Source organism: Tabrizicola sp. T46 (assembly GCF_057219895.1).
On sequence record NZ_JBXVVV010000001.1, the window covers coordinates 194,376 to 210,707 of the forward strand.

16 protein-coding genes are annotated in these 16,332 nt (G+C 64.3%); 9 read left to right on the forward strand and 7 right to left on the reverse strand.

Annotation, left to right across the window (positions count from 1 at the left end; genetic code table 11):
- Positions 1-14: 14 nt before the first annotated feature.
- From AC2D9V_RS01010 to AC2D9V_RS01025, 4 genes are read left to right on the forward strand one after another with little or no spacing between them, the layout of a single operon-like run.
- A complete protein-coding gene (locus AC2D9V_RS01010; RefSeq protein ID WP_484712168.1) occupies positions 15-728 on the forward strand; it encodes a TerB family tellurite resistance protein in 714 nt (237 codons plus the stop codon).
- Positions 725-1,777, forward strand: a complete 1,053-nt coding sequence (locus AC2D9V_RS01015) for an endonuclease/exonuclease/phosphatase family protein (protein ID WP_484712169.1) — start codon at positions 725-727, stop codon at positions 1,775-1,777. The genes AC2D9V_RS01010 and AC2D9V_RS01015 overlap by 4 nt, the downstream gene beginning before the upstream one ends.
- Before the next feature lie 36 nt (positions 1,778-1,813).
- Positions 1,814-2,275: an AAA+ family ATPase gene (locus AC2D9V_RS01020; RefSeq protein WP_484712170.1), complete on the forward strand. Its 462-nt coding sequence runs from the start codon at positions 1,814-1,816 to the stop codon at positions 2,273-2,275.
- A 45-nt stretch (positions 2,276-2,320) separates the two neighbouring features.
- On the forward strand, positions 2,321-3,862 hold the full coding sequence (locus tag AC2D9V_RS01025; RefSeq protein WP_484712171.1) for a hypothetical protein: 1,542 nt from the start codon (positions 2,321-2,323) through the stop codon (positions 3,860-3,862).
- 96 nt (positions 3,863-3,958) lie between these two features.
- On the opposite strand, the gene scpA is transcribed toward AC2D9V_RS01025, so the two are convergent.
- Positions 3,959-6,088 (reverse strand): methylmalonyl-CoA mutase, encoded by a 2,130-nt coding sequence (gene scpA, locus AC2D9V_RS01030; RefSeq protein ID WP_484712172.1) that lies wholly within the window; start codon positions 6,086-6,088, stop codon positions 3,959-3,961.
- A gap of 98 nt (positions 6,089-6,186) precedes the next feature.
- On the opposite strand from scpA, the gene AC2D9V_RS01035 reads away from it, so the two are divergent.
- Positions 6,187-6,639: a DUF4174 domain-containing protein gene (locus AC2D9V_RS01035; RefSeq protein WP_484712173.1), complete on the forward strand. Its 453-nt coding sequence runs from the start codon at positions 6,187-6,189 to the stop codon at positions 6,637-6,639.
- Between the two features lie 92 nt (positions 6,640-6,731).
- Here the strand turns inward: AC2D9V_RS01035 and AC2D9V_RS01040 are convergent, their stop codons facing one another.
- The 6 genes from AC2D9V_RS01040 to AC2D9V_RS01065 form a co-directional block, all read right to left on the reverse strand.
- The gene (locus AC2D9V_RS01040; RefSeq protein WP_484712174.1) at positions 6,732-8,735 is read right to left on the reverse strand and encodes an acetyl-CoA carboxylase biotin carboxylase subunit; all 2,004 of its coding nucleotides are present in this window, start codon (positions 8,733-8,735) and stop codon (positions 6,732-6,734) included.
- A 95-nt stretch (positions 8,736-8,830) separates the two neighbouring features.
- Positions 8,831-9,049 carry a hypothetical protein gene (locus AC2D9V_RS01045; protein WP_484712175.1) on the reverse strand — a complete coding sequence of 73 codons (219 nt, stop codon included), beginning with the start codon at positions 9,047-9,049 and terminating at the stop codon, positions 8,831-8,833.
- A 298-nt stretch (positions 9,050-9,347) separates the two neighbouring features.
- Entirely contained in the window at positions 9,348-9,743 is a 396-nt protein-coding gene (locus AC2D9V_RS01050; protein WP_484712176.1) for a hypothetical protein, read from the reverse strand.
- A 168-nt stretch (positions 9,744-9,911) separates the two neighbouring features.
- Complete coding sequence (locus AC2D9V_RS01055; RefSeq protein WP_484712177.1) at positions 9,912-10,040, reverse strand: hypothetical protein; 129 nt, start codon at positions 10,038-10,040, stop codon at positions 9,912-9,914.
- 202 nt (positions 10,041-10,242) lie between these two features.
- Positions 10,243-10,656, reverse strand: coding sequence for a DUF6497 family protein (locus tag AC2D9V_RS01060; protein WP_484712178.1), 414 nt, complete (start codon positions 10,654-10,656; stop codon positions 10,243-10,245).
- Between the two features lie 6 nt (positions 10,657-10,662).
- Positions 10,663-12,195, reverse strand: a complete 1,533-nt coding sequence (locus AC2D9V_RS01065; RefSeq protein WP_484712179.1) for an acyl-CoA carboxylase subunit beta — start codon at positions 12,193-12,195, stop codon at positions 10,663-10,665.
- Positions 12,196-12,374: 179 nt separating this feature from the next.
- Here AC2D9V_RS01065 and AC2D9V_RS01070 point away from each other — a divergent pair, with 179 nt between their 5' ends.
- The 4 genes from AC2D9V_RS01070 to AC2D9V_RS01085 all read left to right on the forward strand — a co-directional run bounded on the left by AC2D9V_RS01070 (position 12,375) and on the right by AC2D9V_RS01085 (position 16,284).
- Positions 12,375-12,728 carry a DMT family protein gene (locus AC2D9V_RS01070; protein WP_484712180.1) on the forward strand — a complete coding sequence of 118 codons (354 nt, stop codon included), beginning with the start codon at positions 12,375-12,377 and terminating at the stop codon, positions 12,726-12,728.
- A gap of 261 nt (positions 12,729-12,989) precedes the next feature.
- Positions 12,990-13,451, forward strand: a complete 462-nt coding sequence (locus tag AC2D9V_RS01075; protein WP_484712181.1) for a hypothetical protein — start codon at positions 12,990-12,992, stop codon at positions 13,449-13,451.
- 179 nt (positions 13,452-13,630) lie between these two features.
- Positions 13,631-14,845 carry a multidrug effflux MFS transporter gene (locus AC2D9V_RS01080; RefSeq protein ID WP_484712182.1) on the forward strand — a complete coding sequence of 405 codons (1,215 nt, stop codon included), beginning with the start codon at positions 13,631-13,633 and terminating at the stop codon, positions 14,843-14,845.
- 47 nt (positions 14,846-14,892) lie between these two features.
- Complete coding sequence (locus tag AC2D9V_RS01085; RefSeq protein WP_484712183.1) at positions 14,893-16,284, forward strand: helix-turn-helix domain-containing protein; 1,392 nt, start codon at positions 14,893-14,895, stop codon at positions 16,282-16,284.
- Positions 16,285-16,332: the final 48 nt, after the last annotated feature.

Genomic DNA, 16,332 nt, shown 5'->3' on the forward strand with positions numbered 1-16,332 from the left:
AGTATCGCCGCATCATGTCGATCTGGACCCGCATCGCCGAAGCCCTGTCCGCCCTTGCCAGCGGAGAACCCCTGTCGGTCGTCTTCGACCGGCTGCGCGGGGCCCCGGCACCCGAACAGTCTGTCGGCTTCACCATCGCGGTCCTTGCCCTTGGGGCCAAGATGGCCAAGGCCGACGGCACCGTGACGCGGGACGAGGTCACCGCCTTTCGCCGGATCTTCACCTTCCCCGAAGGCGAAGAGGCGCATGCTGCCCATGTCTTCAACCTTGCGCGGCAGGACGTGGCGGGGTTCGACGCCTATGCCCGCAAGGTCGCGCGCCTCTTCAATCCCGACGGCCACAAGATCTGTGCCGATGACCATCACGTGCTGGTCGACATCCTTGAGGCGCTTTTCCAGGTTGCCATCGCCGACGGGTCCTACCACGCGGGCGAGGACGCCTTTCTTGCCCATGTCGCCGACGCGTTCGGGCTGGACGAGGCCTGCTTCCGCATCGTCCGCTCGCGTCTGGTCGAAGGCGCCCCGCGCGATCCCTATGACGTGCTCGGCCTGCCCCGCACGGCGACCAAGGCCGATGCCCGCAAGGCGTGGAAGGACCTCGTGCGCGATACGCATCCGGATGTGATGCAGGCCCGCGGCGTCCCGCCCGAAGCGATGAAGCTGGCCGAACGGCGGATGCAGCTGATCAACGAGGCCTGGCGCGAGATCAACGCGAAGGAAGCGGCGTGATACCGGACCGCCCCCTGCGCCTTGCGACCTACAATGTCGAATGGTTCAACGCGCTCTTCGACGATCATGGCCGGCTTCTGGAGGATGGCGCCCCCTCGACGCGCTACAAGGTCTCGCGCGGGGAACAGCTTGGGGCGTTGGGGATCGTCTTCACCGCGCTTGATGCCGACGGGATCACCATCATCGAGGCGCCGGATACGAACGGCAAACGGTCCACTGTCAAGGCGCTGGAAAACTTTGCCCGCGCCTATGGCCTGCGGGCCCGGAAGGCCCTGATCGGCTACCCTTCCGAGACCGAGCAGGAGATCGCCTTTCTTTACGACCCCGACCGGCTGCATGTGCGCCACGACCCCAAGGGCGCGGCATCGACCAGCCATGGCTCGTCTGAGGCCCCGCGTTTCGACACGACTTTCCGCTACGACCTTGACGCCGACATGGTCTCGGAAACGATCCGCTTTTCGAAGCCGCCCTTGGAGCTTGCGGTCACGACCGCCAAGGGCGCGAAGCTGCGGCTGATCGGGGTGCATGCCAAGTCGAAGAACCCCTACGGCGCGATCGGACGCGAGGCCCAGATGCGCCTTTCGATCGAAAACCGCCGGAAACAGTTGGCGCAATGCCTCTGGCTGCGCCAGCGGGTCGAAGGGCATCTGGCGGAAGGCGACAGCCTTGTCGTGATGGGTGATTTCAACGACGGCCCTGGGATCGACGAATTCGAAAAGCTCTTCGGCCATTCGGGGGTCGAGATCGTGCTTGGCACCACGCCCGATCCCGCGCTGCGGCTGACCGACCCCCATGCCGCGATGGCGCTGCAAAGCCGGGTGGGCCTGTCACCGACGACGGCGCGCTTTTACCTTGCGCCGCAGAAGCGCTTCTTCGAAGCCCTGCTCGATTTCATCATGGTCTCGCCCGACCTTGCAGCGTCAGGGCCGAAGTGGAGGATCTGGCATCCCTTCAACGACCCCGATGTCGCCAAGGTCCCCGACCTGCGCGAGGCGCTTCTGCAGGCGTCGGACCATTTCCCGGTGACGGTCGACCTTCCCCAGTTGTGAATTGTATTGCAGGGACGCCTTCCCCATAGTGGCGGCATGAGACTCGCCTTGGTCCTTTCGCTTTGTGCCGCGCCCGTGCTGGCGCAGGACACCGCCCCCGCGCCGGTGCCGGAAGACGACGGTTTCAGCCTTGTCGAGGAAGGCGCGCGGATGGTGCTGCGCGGCCTCTTCAACGAGATGCAGCCGGCGCTCAACGAAATGGGCAAGGCGCTGGACGAGGTCGGTCCGGCGCTGGAAGGCTTCGGCGAAGAAATGGGCAAGGCGCTGGATGAGGTCGGACCGGCGCTCGAAGGATTCGGCGAGGAGATCAGGCCGAAGATCGCCGAGCTGATCGCGATGATCGACGACTTCAGGAATTACGACGCGCCGGTGATGCTGCCGAACGGCGACATCCTGATCCGCCGGAATGCTCCCCTTGGGTCGCCGACACCCCTCGTGCCCCTGCCCCGCCTGCCGGACACGCCCGTTCCCGGCCCGAACGGCGAGATAGACCTCTAGATCGGCCGTGCTAATCTCCCCGCCATTTCAGGGGGAGACGATTCCATGTGGGCATTCCGGCTGTTCCTGTTGCTTCTGCCGCTGGCCGCAGGGGCCGAGACTGTCACTGACATCAAGGCCCTGTTTTCTACGCCACCCGCGCCGCTGGACCTTGCCGTCACGACCGATGAAGGCGCCGCTGCGTCAGCGGTAATCGGAACCAGCGGGGGCTCGCTTGACCTTCGCAATGCGGCTGGGGACCAGTTTCTCCTGACCTTTCCGGAAGGTGCGCTCCTGACCGACACCCGGATCACCGCCACGCCGATTTCCGGCACCTCCGGGTTGCCCGAAGGGACCGGGGCCCTTGTCGGCGTGCTGCTTGAACCGGACGGGCTTCAACTTGCCCGGACAGCCACGCTCGAGATCAGGCCGGCAACCCCGATCCCGGTCGAAAACCGGCTGCACTGGGGGTTCTACGGGACCGGCTCGGACGCGTTCCTGCACATTCCGGGCCTTGAAAGCGACCGCATCACCCTTTCGATCGACCATTTCTCGGGTGCGGGCGTCAGCCTTGCCGACCAGGTGAACCTGCAGCTTGACCGCTGGAAGCAGGCATCCCTGCTTGACCGGCTCAGGACGCAGGCAGCGCTGCTTTTGCGCGAAGTCAATGCGGGCCGGGCCAGCATGGACGCGGTCGTCAACCTGTTGGTCGAGGGCAGGCGCGCGATCGAGGCCGGGCAGACTGCCATTGCCAACCGTCCGGGCGCGCGATGCAGCGATATCACCAACGCGCTGAACGAGATCATCGGGGCCGAGCGGATCACCGCGCTGTTCGGCGTGGACACGGGGTCCGAAGCCCTGGACCGGGTGGCCGGGATCATGAACGCGCGGGTCATGAGTTGTCTGGAAGAAGCGCTGCAGGTCTGCCTTGCCAGCGGGGATCTGACGGTTCTGGTCAAGTTCGGCATCCTTTACGAACGGATGCGGGCGCTGCTTGGCATGGGGGGAGGTGACGAAGCGCTCGACCCGGCGATGGTGGCGGCCATCCGCGCCGCGATGGAACGCTGCGGGCGCTACAAGCTGACCGTCAGGGCATCCGGACGCTGGGAGGACGAGGCGGGGGTGTACGGCACGGCAGAATACACCATCGACGTGCCGATCCGGCTAAGCTTCACCGATGCCGGCTACACAAGTTACCTTCTGGAAGGCGAGGCTGGGCCGACATCGCACAGCGTGACCTATGTAGATCCCTTCACGGACGACAAGCTGGCTTCGGTAAACATCAAGGGCCCGCTGATGGCACGGTTGCGCAACCTTGAGTTTCGCGAAGACCGCCGACCGCTCAGGGTCGAACTGAGCATACGGCCCCTGCAGATGACCGAAGTCATCAACATCGAGGACTACGGTCCCCTTGAACAGGATTCCGCGGCCGTGCTTTGGGAAATCGCCCACAGCCGGGAACGGGCGGGATCGGTCTTCAACCTCAGGCTCATGAAGCCCGGATCGCATCCGAAGATCTTCAGCTACGCTTGGGAAGGCCGCGGCAGCGCAGACGGTATCACAGCCAGCGATACGACCGAACTGGTGCTGGAACACATCGGCAGATAGGAACGGCAGGTCTCGCAGGGGGTTAACGAAACCCTTACAGAAGATCCTAACCTGTTGCAAAGATTGACAAGTCCAGGATTGTCCACCGTGGACACCTTACGCCCGCGCCGCCCTGATCAGGTCCAGGATCTCTTTCGCCGCCTCGGGGATGTTCGTCCCCGGCCCGAAGATCGCCTTCACGCCGGCGGCCTTCAGGAAATCATAGTCCTGCTGCGGAATGACCCCGCCGCAGATGACGAGGATATCCCCCGCCCCCCGGGCCTTCAGGACCTCGATCAGCTTCGGGGCCAGCGTCTTGTGCCCCGCCGCCTGGGACGAGATGCCGATCACATGGACATCGTTGTCGATGGCATCCTGGGCGGCTTCCTCGGGCGTCTGGAACAAGGGTCCCACGTCGACATCGAACCCGATGTCGGCGAAGGCCGTGGCGATGACCTTCGCCCCCCGGTCGTGGCCATCCTGGCCCATCTTCACCACCAGCATCCGGGGGCGTCGACCCTCGGCCTCGGCGAAGGCCTCGACGTCCTTCTGGATGCGGGCAAAGCCCTGGTCGCCCTCGTAGGCGGCGCCATAGACCCCGGCGAGCGTCTTCACTTCCGCCCGGTGGCGGCCGAATACCTTTTCCATGGCGTCCGAGATCTCCCCGACCGTGGCCCGCGCGCGGGCGGCTTCGATGGCTGCTTCCAGAAGGTTCCCGCCCTCGCCTGCGCGCCGGGTCAGTTCGGCCAGCGTGGCCTGCACGGCGGCCTCATCCCGGCTGGCGCGGATCGACTTCAGCCGGGCGATCTGCGCCTCACGCACGGCGATGTTGTCGATGTCGCGGATGTCGATCGGGTCTTCCTGATCCTTGCGGTACTTGTTGACCCCGACGATCACCTCGTCGCCCCGGTCGATCTTCGCCTGCCGCCGGGCCGCAGTCTCCTCGATCCGCAGCTTGGGCATGCCAGAGGCCACCGCCTTCGTCATGCCCCCCATCGCCTCGACCTCTTCGATCAGCTTCCAGGCTTCGGAGGCGAGCCTGTCCGTCAGCGCCTCGACATAATAGCTGCCGGCGAGGGGGTCGACGACATGGGTGATCCCGGTCTCTTCCTGCAGGATCAACTGGGTATTGCGGGCAATCCGGGCGCTGAACTCGGTCGGAAGGGCAATCGCCTCGTCGAGGGCGTTGGTGTGGAGGCTTTGGGTGCCGCCAAGGACCGCCGACATCGCCTCGTAAGCCGTGCGGATCACGTTGTTCCAGGGATCCTGTTCCTGCAAGGACACGCCCGAGGTCTGGCAATGGGTGCGGAGCATCAAGCTTGAGTCCTTCTTCGCCCCGTAGCCCGCCATGATCCGGTGCCAGAGCATCCGCGCGGCGCGCAACTTTGCCGCCTCCATGAAGAAGTTCATCCCGATGGCGAAGAAGAACGACAGCCTTCCAGAGAAGTCGTCCACGTCCATCCCGCGCGCAATGGCGGTCTTCACGTATTCCTTGCCGTCGGCGAGGGTGAAGGCGAGTTCCTGCACCAGGTTCGCCCCGGCCTCCTGCATGTGGTAGCCGGAGATCGAGATGGAGTTGAACTTCGGCATCTCTTTTGCGGTGTATTCGATGATGTCGGCCACGATCCGCATCGAGGGTTCGGGCGGATAGATGTAGGTGTTCCGCACCATGAACTCTTTAAGGATGTCGTTCTGGATCGTCCCGGACAGGGCCGCGCGGGACACGCCCTGCTCTTCGCCAGCCACGATGAAGCTGGCGAGGATCGGGATCACCGCGCCATTCATCGTCATGGAAACGCTGATCTTTTCCAGGGGGATGCCGTCGAAGAGGATCTTCATGTCCTCGACGCTGTCAATGGCCACCCCCGCCTTGCCGACATCGCCAAGGACGCGCGGATGGTCAGAGTCATAGCCCCGGTGGGTGGCAAGGTCGAAGGCGACCGACACACCCTGCTGGCCGGCGGCAAGGCCCTTGCGGAAGAAGGCGTTCGATTCCTCAGCGGTGGAGAAACCGGCGTACTGCCGGATCGTCCAAGGGCGGCCCGCATACATCGTGGCGCGGACCCCGCGCGTGAAGGGGGCGACGCCGGGCACCTCGTCCAGCTGCGGCAGGCCCGCCACGTCAGCGGCGGTGTAGAGCGGCTTAACGGGGATGCCTTCCAGCGTGTTCCAGACCAGGCTGTCGGGTGTCGCACCCTTCAACTCGCGCGCGGCCAGCGCCGCCCAGGTATCAAGCTTGTCCGCCATCGGAATCCGTCCTTCGCATCCTTGTCCGGGGGTCAGGCCCCGGCAAAACCTTGGGTTTCCTGCGGCAGTGCCCTATATCGGGGCCAAAGGGGTGCCGCATGAAGTTCTTCCATATCCTTGCCGTCGCAGCCGTTCTGCCCATTGCCGCCCTGGCTGAGGAGGCCGCGCCGAAGGAGTTCACCGTCGGGCCCTACAGCGCGGCCGAAATCGGCGATCTTGACCAGTTCCTCTGGCTGCGCCGCCCGGTAGTGGTCTTTGCGGACACGCCGAACGATCCGAACTTCCGTCGCCAGATGCAGGCGATCGAGGCAGATCTTGCCAGCCTTGAGGACCGCGATGTCGTCGTCATCACCGACACCGACCCCGAGGCGCGCAGCGCCGTGCGCCAGCGCCTCAGGCCGCGCGGGTTCTCGCTGGTCCTGATGGACAAGGACGGCGAGGTGAAGCGCCGCGCCCCGGCGGCCTGGTCGATGCGCGAGATCGTGCATGCGATCGACCGCTTCCCCTTGCGGCGCGAAGAGATGCTGGAGCGGAACCCGGCGGGGCGCTGATCCGCGACCGCTCGTCGATGACTTCGTTACTCCTCGCTGCGGCACCGCCGACGAGAAGACGAAGTCGCACGAGGAGGCCGCGACGGGCGACATCATTCAAACTCCAGGATCACGTCGTCGACCTTGAGGCTTGCGCCCGCGTTGGCCTTCACCGCCTTCACCACGCCCCGGCGTTCGGCCTTTAGGATGTTTTCCATCTTCATCGCCTCGACGGTCGCCAGTGCCTGGCCTTCCTGCACCTCATCGCCGACGCCCACGTTGATCTTCACGACCAGTCCCGGCATCGGGCAGAGTAGGTATTTCGAGGTATCCGGCGGGGCCTTTTCCAGCATGAGGCCGGCCAGCGCATGCTGGCGCGGCGTGCGGACGTGGACCTTGAGGTCCGCGCCGCGGAGGCGCATCCGGAAGCCCATCGGGATCTTCCCGACCTTGATCGCCAGCGTCGCGCCCTCGACCCAGATCCGGGCAAGGGGCTGCCCTGGCGTCCAGTCGCTTTCGACGCGCAAAGCCTGCCCGTCTGCGAAGGTGACGGTCGACCCATTCGGATCCGCGGCAATCTTCACCGCATAGACCTCGCCCTGCAGGCTGACCATCCAGTCGTCGCCGACCCGGCGAGTGTGGTTGTCCATCGTGCCGGAAATGCGCGTGCGCCGGATTTCCGCGACCCGGTTCATCGCAGCAGCAGCAGCCGCCACGCGGCGCAGCGTGACCTCGTCCAGCGTCGCGCCCTGGAAGCCTTCGGGGTATTCCTCGGCGATGAAGGCGGTGGTGATGTTGCCAGACACGAAACGCGGATGGTCCATCACCGCGCCGACGAAGGGCAGGTTGTGACCGATGCCTTCGACCTCGAACGTGTCGAGTGCAAGCCGCATCTCCTCGATCGCCTCTTCCCGGGTCGGGGCCCAGGTGCAGAGCTTGGCGATCATCGGATCGTAGAACATGCTGATCTCGCCGCCCTCATAGACGCCGGTATCGTTCCGCACGATCCCGCCGCGGTCGGTCCTGCCCTCGACCGGGGGCCGGTAGCGGGTGAGGCGACCGATGGAGGGCAGGAAGTTCCGGTAGGGGTCTTCGGCGTAAAGGCGTGACTCCATCGCCCAGCCGTTGATCCTGATGTCTGACTGCTTGAAGGGCAGCGGCTCGCCGTTGGCGACGCGGATCATCTGTTCGACAAGGTCGACGCCGGTGATGAGTTCGGTGACCGGATGCTCCACCTGGAGGCGGGTGTTCATTTCGAGGAAGTAGAAGTTGCGGTTGCCGTCGACGATGAATTCGACCGTCCCGGCGCTGGTGTAGCCCACGGCCTTGGCCAGCGCGCAGGCCTGTTCGCCCATCGCCTTGCGCGTCGCCTCGTCCAGGAAGGGCGAGGGTGCCTCTTCGATGACCTTCTGGTTCCGGCGCTGGATCGAGCATTCGCGTTCGTGGAGGTAGACGCAGTTGCCGTGCTTGTCGGCCAGCACCTGGATCTCGATGTGGCGGGGTTGGGTGACGAATTTCTCGATGAAGATGCGGTCGTCGCCGAAGCTGGCCGCCGCCTCGTTCTTCGAGGATTGGAAGCCCTCGGCTGCCTCCTGGTCGTTCCAGGCGATCCGCATGCCCTTGCCGCCACCGCCGGCCGAGGCCTTGATCATTACCGGATAACCGATCTCGCGGCTGATCTTGACCGCTTCGTCCGCGTCGGCGATCAGGCCCATGTAGCCCGGCACCGTGCTGACGCCCGCTTCCTGGGCGATCTTCTTCGAGGTGATCTTGTCGCCCATCGCCTCGATCGCCGGCGAGGGCGGGCCGATGAAGACGACCCCGGCGGCTTCAAGAGCGGCAGCGAAGTTGCGGTTTTCCGACAGGAAGCCATAGCCGGGGTGCACGGCTTCGGCCCCCGTCGCCTTAATCGCGGCCATGATCTTGTCGATCACGATGTAGGACTGCGCGGCGGGGGGCGGGCCGATGTGGACCGCTTCGTCTGCCATCTGGACATGGAGCGCGTTGCGGTCGGCATCCGAATAGACCGCGACGGTCCTGATCCCCATCTTGCGCGCGGTCTTGATCACGCGACAGGCAATCTCACCCCGGTTGGCGATCAGGATCTTCTTGAACATGGCGTCCCCCTCAGGCGCAGAAATGCCGAAGGCCACCCGGACGGTCTGCCCGGGTGGCCTTGCGTGGTGTTGTGGTCCGCCCGTAGGCGGTCAGGTCAGTAGCCGGTGTCGCAGGGCGGCAGGCCCAGTTCGATCCCGCAGGTGGCAAGGCCGGCCATGCCGCCAAGGGCCGCACCGGCAAGCATGTTTTCGTCCAGCGCATCGGCAATAAGCGCGCCGCCGGCTGCACCGGCAAGGCCGCGCGTCGCAGGATCCTGCATGCAGCCGGCAAGGGTTGTGGTGAGAAGAGCGAAGACGATAAGCGACTTCCGCATGGTGAACTGCCTCGTAGCGTTGTTGTTATTGGGGCAGATTTTACCGGAAAATCAGGGATTTCCAAGCGGTTTTTGATCTGGCTTACCGCTGCGCCCCGGTAAGGGGACGGTCCGGCCAGGGACGGGCCGGACCGGAAGTCAGGGGAAGGGAAGCGATCAGTCTTCTGCTGCCCGGACTGCCGCTGCGCCCGACCAGCACCGAAAGAATTCACCAGTGGAACCGACAAGGCAAACCCCATGCCAGGGTCGCGCGGACCCTGCGCGAAAGCTTGCCGAACCGGACCCTGCGTTGGCGAAATCATGCCGAGTCCTCGTCGTCGTCATCCCCGGCGATCACCGGCGCATCCTCGGCGAAGACCTCGGGAAACGAGGCTTCGGCCCGCTTCACGTCGATGCGCAGAAGCGCGTCATAGGAGGCGGGGTCGAAAGGATCTTCGGCCGGCACAACCTCACGCCCGAACAGCCAGGAGAGGCGGCCGGCGTCGAGATTGCCGCGTTCGAAGGGTTCGGCACCGAAATGCTGCCAGAGGGCGGCCATGAAGGTCTGGTCGGCCAGACGGTCGACATGCTTGCGGTCCTTGAACCGCTCGCGCCGGATCAGCCTGGTCGCGCCTTCCTTGACGTTGGCGCGGCGGATCGTGAACTGGAAATCGGTTCCGGGCATGCGCCCCGGAAAGCCGCGGTGCTTCAGCATCTGGCTTGGCTCCTTGCAGGACCGAAGGCCAGATCAGCCGAAACCGTGCCAGAAAGGCGCAGCGAGCCTGCCGATGATGGTTGGAAAAACTGCCTCGGACCGCTGTGCGGGAGGCCGGGGAAAGGTGCGGGCCCGGCTGGCGATGGCCGCCAGGCCCGCGCCGTCAGATTACTTGTACTTGCCGGTTTCGGTCGGCTCGACGGTGATTTCCGGTGCAGGCTCCGGCGCTTTCGGGGCGCAAGCCGCCATGACAGCGGCGACAGCCATGACCAGAACGATCTGAGCGCTCTTCGACATCCTCGACTCCATTCTTCTTGTTGCGCTGACACCAATCCGGTGCCGAAGCGCGGTTTACGGAACGTGGCCGAACTTGGCCGGCCTGCCGCCACCCATAGCGAAGCGCGTGATGAAGGGCAACAGGCCCTTGTCACATTCGCGGCCCGTGGTGTGCTGAAGGCACGGTAACGGGACATTCTGTGCATTTCCGGTGCAGCACGCATCAGAAGGGCTCCACCACGCAAGCGCCGTCCTCGACCCCGTAGGTCTCGAAGAACTGGACGACATCAGGAGAAGGCTGGCCGAAAGGAACCTCGGACGCCATCAGGGTGATGATGATCTGCTGCGGCACAGGCACCATTCCGACCGTCAGCGGGATGGCATGATCATCGCAAAGCGCCTGCATGTCGGCCGCGGAAGCCTCGAGATCATCCTCGTCGAGACCCGGAACGACAAAGCGAAACCGCGCGGCGGCGCCCGCCGTGCCGGGCACATTGGTGATCACGTCCAGCGGCTGGACGTTGCGGCCGGAGGGGACCGCAATGGAACCTTCGGCAGGCGCGTCCTCCTGACAGGCGGCAAGCGCCGACGTGGCCGCCAGAAAGACCGCAAGACGTGAGGAGGCGCGCGCGTGCATCGGAACCTAAAGCGGAATGTTGTCGTGCTTCTTCCAGGGATTGGCCTGCTTCTTCGACCGCAGGGCGGCGAAGGCGCGGGCGACACGGCGGCGGGTCGAATGGGGCATGATCACCTCGTCGATGAAGCCCTTTTCGGCTGCCACGAAGGGGTTGGCGAAGCGGTCCTCATAGTCCTTGACCCGCTGGGCGATCTTGTCGGGCTCGCCGAGTTCGCTGCGATAAAGGATCTCGACCGCGCCTTTGGCGCCCATCACCGCGACCTCGGCCGTCGGCCAGGCATAGTTGAAATCGCCGCGGAGGTGCTTGGACGACATCACGACATAGGCCCCGCCATAGGTCTTGCGGGTCAGGACGGTGACCTTGGGAACCGTCGCCTCGGCATAGGCAAAGAGCAGCTTCGCTCCGTGCTTGATCACACCGCCGTATTCCTGGCTGACGCCGGGCAGGAAACCGGGCACGTCGACAAGCGTCAGGATCGGGATTTCGAAGGCATCGCAGAACCGCACGAACCGTCCGGCCTTGCGGCTGCTGTCGATGTCAAGGCATCCGGCGAGGACCATCGGCTGGTTTGCCACGACCCCCACGGACTGCCCTTCCAGCCGGATGAAGCCAGTGATGATGTTGCCGGCGAAATCGCGCTGGATCTCGAAGAAGTCGCCCTCGTCGGCGATCTTCACGATCAGCTCTTTCATGTCATAGGGCTGGTTCGGGTTGTCGGGAACAAGCGTGTCCAGCGACATCTCGACCCGCGCGGGATCGTCGAAGAAGGGCCGCACCGGTGCCTTTTCGCGGTTGTTCAGCGGCAGGAAGTCGATCAGGCGGCGCGTTTCGGCCAGCGCCTCGACATCGTTCTCGAAGGCGCCATCGGCAACGGAGGATTTGCGGGTGTGGGTGCTGGCGCCGCCCAGTTCCTCTGCTGTCACCTGTTCGTTGGTCACGGTCTTCACCACGTCGGGGCCGGTGACGAACATGTAGGAGGAGTCCTTCACCATGAAGATGAAGTCCGTCATCGCGGGCGAATAGACCGCGCCGCCGGCGCAGGGGCCCATGATCAGGCTGATCTGCGGCACCACGCCGCTTGCCATCACGTTGCGCTGGAAGACCTCGCCATAGGCCGCAAGCGAACCGACGCCTTCCTGGATGCGGGCACCGCCGGAATCGTTGATCCCGATGACGGGCGCCCCGTTCTGGATCGCCATGTCCATGATCTTGCAGATCTTGGCACCGTGGGTTTCGGAAACCGAGCCGCCAAAGACCGTGAAGTCCTGCGCGAAGACATAGACCATGCGGCCGTTGACAGTTCCCCAGCCGGTGACGACGCCATCCCCCGGCGGGCGTTCCCCGTCCATGCCGAAATCGGTGCAGCGGTGGGCGACGAACATGTCGAACTCTTCGAAGCTGCCTTCGTCGAGCAGAAGCTCGATCCGTTCCCGCGCGGTCAGCTTGCCCTTGCCATGCTGGGCCGCGACGCGCTTTTCCCCGCCCCCGGCGCGGGCGACGGCACGGCGTGCTTCAAGTTGTTCCAGGATGTCCTTCATCGTTCCCCCCATGACCGATGGCGGGGCCAATCTAGGGGAAGCCACAAAACGAAAGAAGCAGGAATGAGAAAATTTGCAAACGTCTTTGAAAGTACTGTGATCAAATTGCGAAATTGCGAAACTCTGGTGCTGCGATGCGACAGCTTCTATCCAGAACGGGCCCTGAACCCGAGGTCTCCATGTTGTCACTTCCCGTCCCGGTCATCACCATCGGCCTCCTTCTCGCCTCCAACATTTTCATGACCTTTGCCTGGTACGGGCACCTGAAATTCAAGGAATCCGCGTTGATCACGGTGATCCTTGTCAGCTGGGGAATCGCATTCTTCGAATACTGCCTGATGGTGCCCGCGAACCGGATCGGCCACGGCCATTTCTCGGCAGCAGAGCTGAAGACCATTCAGGAAGTCATCACGCTTTCGGTCTTCGCGGTGTTTTCGGTTCTGTACCTGAAAGAGCCCTTGACCTGGAACCACCTTGTGGGCTTCGGCTTCATCGCCACCGGGGCCTTCTTCATTTTTCACAAGTGGACCTGATGCCATCTTGAACTGATGGCCGGGCGCCGGGCCTATTCCGGGACCGAGTCAAAGTCTTTTCTCCCGTCGAGACCCAGACTGCCGGCAGAGTAATGCCTGCGGGTCCTGTGCGCGTCGTGTCCAGGGAACATCGCCAATGCGCATTTCGAGGATGTTCATGCGGGGGGATGCGGCCAGCGTTACCTAGGGAACAGCAACGGCTCGCAAGATGAGGGAACATCAGTTCAAGACGAACCGAAACCCACCCTACGGAGACCCGCCATGCTTCCCTTCTGCAACGGTAATGTCATCATGACGTCGCTGGTCGGCCAGGACAACGGGCCGGAAATCCTGAACGACGATCTCGCCCACCACCTCAAGACCGCTCCGGCGCCGATGCGGGCTTCCTGGCCGATGCGCCTGCTGCCCGCGTCGATCCGCGAGACCATCAAGGCGCGCAAGGCAGCGCGCGATTACGAACGGTCCCTCATCTGCATGTGGGAGACCTCGCCGCACCTGCTTGACGACATCGGCATCGTGGTCCTGCCCGGGCAGAAGATTTCCGCTGATCAGGCGGCTGCCCCTCACCGTGTTACCGGACATGTGCTGGCAAGGACTGCCCAGAAGACTGCGGTTACCTTTGCCGAACCGCAAACGGTAACGACCCGCGCGGCGCGCGCCCCGGCCCCCCGGATCTGGGCAAAAGCGCCCGTGACGGTCGCGCAAGGCGGCGTGCCGGCCTGATTGCGGGTTTCACGTTTTTTCAAGGAGCATTGGACGACATGCCTTTCGGGTCGCATCGGCCCATCTGGGGGCAGCCGGCGGCGCAAGCTTCTGGTTGCCCCCATTTTTGCGATTTGCGACCTTGCGGACATCGCGGGCGGATGCTGGACTCCGACCGAATGGAGGCTTAGTCCTCAGCAATGAGCGAGCCGACTTCTCCCCGTTTTCTTGACCGGACGACCCCTCCCAAGATCGTCACGCTGATCCTCCTTGCGGGCCTGTCGGCTCTGACGATGAACATATTCCTACCATCGTTGCCGGGAATGGCCGCCTATTTCGGCGTGCCTTATGGCCTGATGCAGCAATCGGTCGCCCTCTATCTGGCGCTTTCGGCCGCGCTGCAGATCGTGATCGGCCCGATTTCCGACCGCTATGGACGCCGGAAGGTGCTGATCGGATCTCTGATCCTGTTTCTTTTCGCCACCGTAGGCACGCTTCTTGCGCCGAATGCCACGGTCTTCCTGATCTTCCGGATGGCGCAGGCGGTTATTGCCTCGGGCATGGTCCTGTCCCGGGCGGTGGTCCGCGACATGGTCGCCGACGCGCAGGCGGCCAGCATGATCGGCTATGTCACGATGGGAATGAGCCTTGTGCCGATGATCGGCCCGGTGATCGGCGGTCTTCTTGATGATGCCTTCGGCTGGCGTGCGAGCTTTGCCTTGCTTCTTGTCGCCGGAATCGCCGTGCTGGCGCTGGTTTGGGCCGATCTTGGCGAGACGGCGGAACTTCGCGACGTCAGCCTTGTCGCGCAGGTCCGCAGTTATCCGACCCTGCTCGCCTCGCGGCGATTCTGGGGCTACACGCTGGCAGCGGCCTTTGCCTCTGGCTGCTTCTTCGCCTTCCTGGGAGGCGCCCCATATGTCGGCGACAAGGTGTTCGGGCTTAGCTCGACCGAAGTGGGCGCTTTGTTCGCATTGACCGCAATCGGCTATGCGGTCGGCAATTTCCTGGCCGGTCGCTATTCCGTCAGGGTCGGCATGAACCAGATGATCCTGATCGGCACGCTGGTCACCACGTTTGGCCTTGCTGTGCTGGCTCTGCTGACAGTTGCGGGCCTGTCTGGCCCGGTCGTGTTCTTCGGCCTGACGATCTTCATGGGCCTTGGAAACGGCATTTGCCTGCCGAACGCGAACGCGGGGATGCTTTCGGTCCGCCCGGAGCTTGCCGGAACAGCCTCGGGCCTTGGCGGCGCGATCCTGATCGGCGGCGGGGCGGCGCTGGCGGCGGTCGCCGGGGTGCTTCTCGGCCCCGGAGCGACCGAGATGCCGCTGATCCTTCTGATGCTGGCCTCTTCGGTGGCCTCTGTGATCGCAACCCTTTTCGTCATGCGCCGCGCCCGGCAGATCGGCGCTTGACGGCACGTTTTTGCAAAGCCAACGTCCCTTTTGCAAAGGGGACAGGAATGGCAACCCAGAAGCTTTATGCCGGAGTAAAGCTGCGCGAGATCCGCAGCCGACTGGGACTGACCCAGAAGTCCTTTGCCGACAAGCTTTCGGTCTCGTTGCCCTATCTTAACCAGATGGAGAACAACCACCGCCCCGTCAGCGCCGCCGTGGTGCTGGCGCTGGCGCAGGAGTTCGGCCTCGATGTCACCGAACTGACCGTCGGCGAAAGCGAGCGTCTTGTCACCGATATGCGCGAGGCTCTGGCGGATCCGGTCTTCACCTCGGCCACGCCGCCGGTCGCGGACCTGCGCCTGGCGGCGTCGAACGCCCCTGCCCTGGCGCGTGCGTTCCTGAACCTGCACCGGGCCTACCGGCAGACCCATGAACGCCTTGCCTCGCTTGACGAGGCGCTGGGGCGAGAGGATGCAGCCCTGCGACCTTCCGCTTGGGAAGAAGTCCGGGACTTCTTCCATTACTGCGACAATTACCTTGATGCCATCGACCGGGCAGCCGAACACTTTGCCACCTCGACCAACGGGAAACCCGTCGAAGTCCTGGCGCAGGACCTGCTGAAACGGGCAGGGATCAGCCTGCACTATTCGGGCACCGCACCTTTGCGCCATTACGATCCCAGCGCGCGCAGGCTGGACATCTCGGCCCGCGCCTCGGGTCCGTCGCAGCGGTTCCAGCTTCTGCACCAGATCGCCCTACTGACCCAGAACGACCTTCTGGAGGCGACGCTCGACCTAGCACGCTTTTCCACCGACGAGGCGCGCGAGATCGCGAAGATCGGGCTGGCCAACTATTTCGCCGGGGCGGCCCTGCTGCCCTACCGCGCCTTTCTTGCCGCAGCACAGGAGGTGCGCCACGACCTTGAGCGGCTGGCCGACATTTTCGGCGCGTCAATCGAACAGGTGGGTCACCGGCTTTCCACCCTGCAACGCCCGGGCGCGAAGGGTATCCCCTTCTTCTTCGTCCGCGTCGACCAGGCCGGAACGATCACCAAACGCCACTCCTCGACCCGGCTGCAATTCGCCCGCTTCGGCGGCGCCTGCCCCTTGTGGAACGTCCACCAGGCCTTTGAGACGCCCGGGCAGTTCCTGCGCCAGCTGGCCGAGACGCCGGACGGCGTGCGCTACCTGTGCCTTGCGCGCGACGTGTCGAAACCGGCGGGGGCCTACCTTGCCCCCGTCCGGCGCTATGCAATCGGGCTGGGCTGCGAGGTGCAGCACGCCCCGCAGCTTGTCTATTCCGACGGGCTTGACCTGAAAGGCCGGTTCGAGCCCATCGGCATCTCCTGCCGGATCTGCGAGCGGGTGAACTGCCACCAGCGCTCGGTCCCGCCGCTGGAAGGCAGGCTGAAGATCAACCCCAACGCCCGGGACGTGCTGCCCTACGAAATCGGCTGATTCCTCGTCGTTCCCTTCGGTCTTCCTCGGCCGCGAGGAGAAGCCGAA

Excerpts from the sequence above, each read along its gene's own strand:
- AC2D9V_RS01060 (WP_484712178.1), bottom strand. The coding sequence starts at position 10,656 with ATGCACGCGCGCGCCTCCTCACGTCTTGCGGTCTTTCTGGCGGCCACG.
- AC2D9V_RS01020 (WP_484712170.1), top strand. The coding sequence starts at position 1,814 with ATGAGACTCGCCTTGGTCCTTTCGCTTTGTGCCGCGCCCGTGCTGGCG.
- AC2D9V_RS01045 (WP_484712175.1), bottom strand. The coding sequence starts at position 9,049 with ATGCGGAAGTCGCTTATCGTCTTCGCTCTTCTCACCACAACCCTTGCC.
- AC2D9V_RS01075 (WP_484712181.1), top strand. The coding sequence starts at position 12,990 with ATGCTTCCCTTCTGCAACGGTAATGTCATCATGACGTCGCTGGTCGGC.
- AC2D9V_RS01065 (WP_484712179.1), bottom strand. The coding sequence starts at position 12,195 with ATGAAGGACATCCTGGAACAACTTGAAGCACGCCGTGCCGTCGCCCGC.
- scpA (WP_484712172.1), bottom strand. The coding sequence starts at position 6,088 with ATGGCGGACAAGCTTGATACCTGGGCGGCGCTGGCCGCGCGCGAGTTG.
- AC2D9V_RS01055 (WP_484712177.1), bottom strand. The coding sequence starts at position 10,040 with ATGTCGAAGAGCGCTCAGATCGTTCTGGTCATGGCTGTCGCCGCTGTC.
- AC2D9V_RS01070 (WP_484712180.1), top strand. The coding sequence starts at position 12,375 with ATGTTGTCACTTCCCGTCCCGGTCATCACCATCGGCCTCCTTCTCGCC.
- AC2D9V_RS01040 (WP_484712174.1), bottom strand. The coding sequence starts at position 8,735 with ATGTTCAAGAAGATCCTGATCGCCAACCGGGGTGAGATTGCCTGTCGC.
- AC2D9V_RS01010 (WP_484712168.1), top strand. The coding sequence starts at position 15 with ATGTCGATCTGGACCCGCATCGCCGAAGCCCTGTCCGCCCTTGCCAGC.
- AC2D9V_RS01085 (WP_484712183.1), top strand. The coding sequence starts at position 14,893 with ATGGCAACCCAGAAGCTTTATGCCGGAGTAAAGCTGCGCGAGATCCGC.
- AC2D9V_RS01025 (WP_484712171.1), top strand. The coding sequence starts at position 2,321 with ATGTGGGCATTCCGGCTGTTCCTGTTGCTTCTGCCGCTGGCCGCAGGG.
- AC2D9V_RS01035 (WP_484712173.1), top strand. The coding sequence starts at position 6,187 with ATGAAGTTCTTCCATATCCTTGCCGTCGCAGCCGTTCTGCCCATTGCC.
- AC2D9V_RS01080 (WP_484712182.1), top strand. The coding sequence starts at position 13,631 with ATGAGCGAGCCGACTTCTCCCCGTTTTCTTGACCGGACGACCCCTCCC.
- AC2D9V_RS01050 (WP_484712176.1), bottom strand. The coding sequence starts at position 9,743 with ATGCTGAAGCACCGCGGCTTTCCGGGGCGCATGCCCGGAACCGATTTC.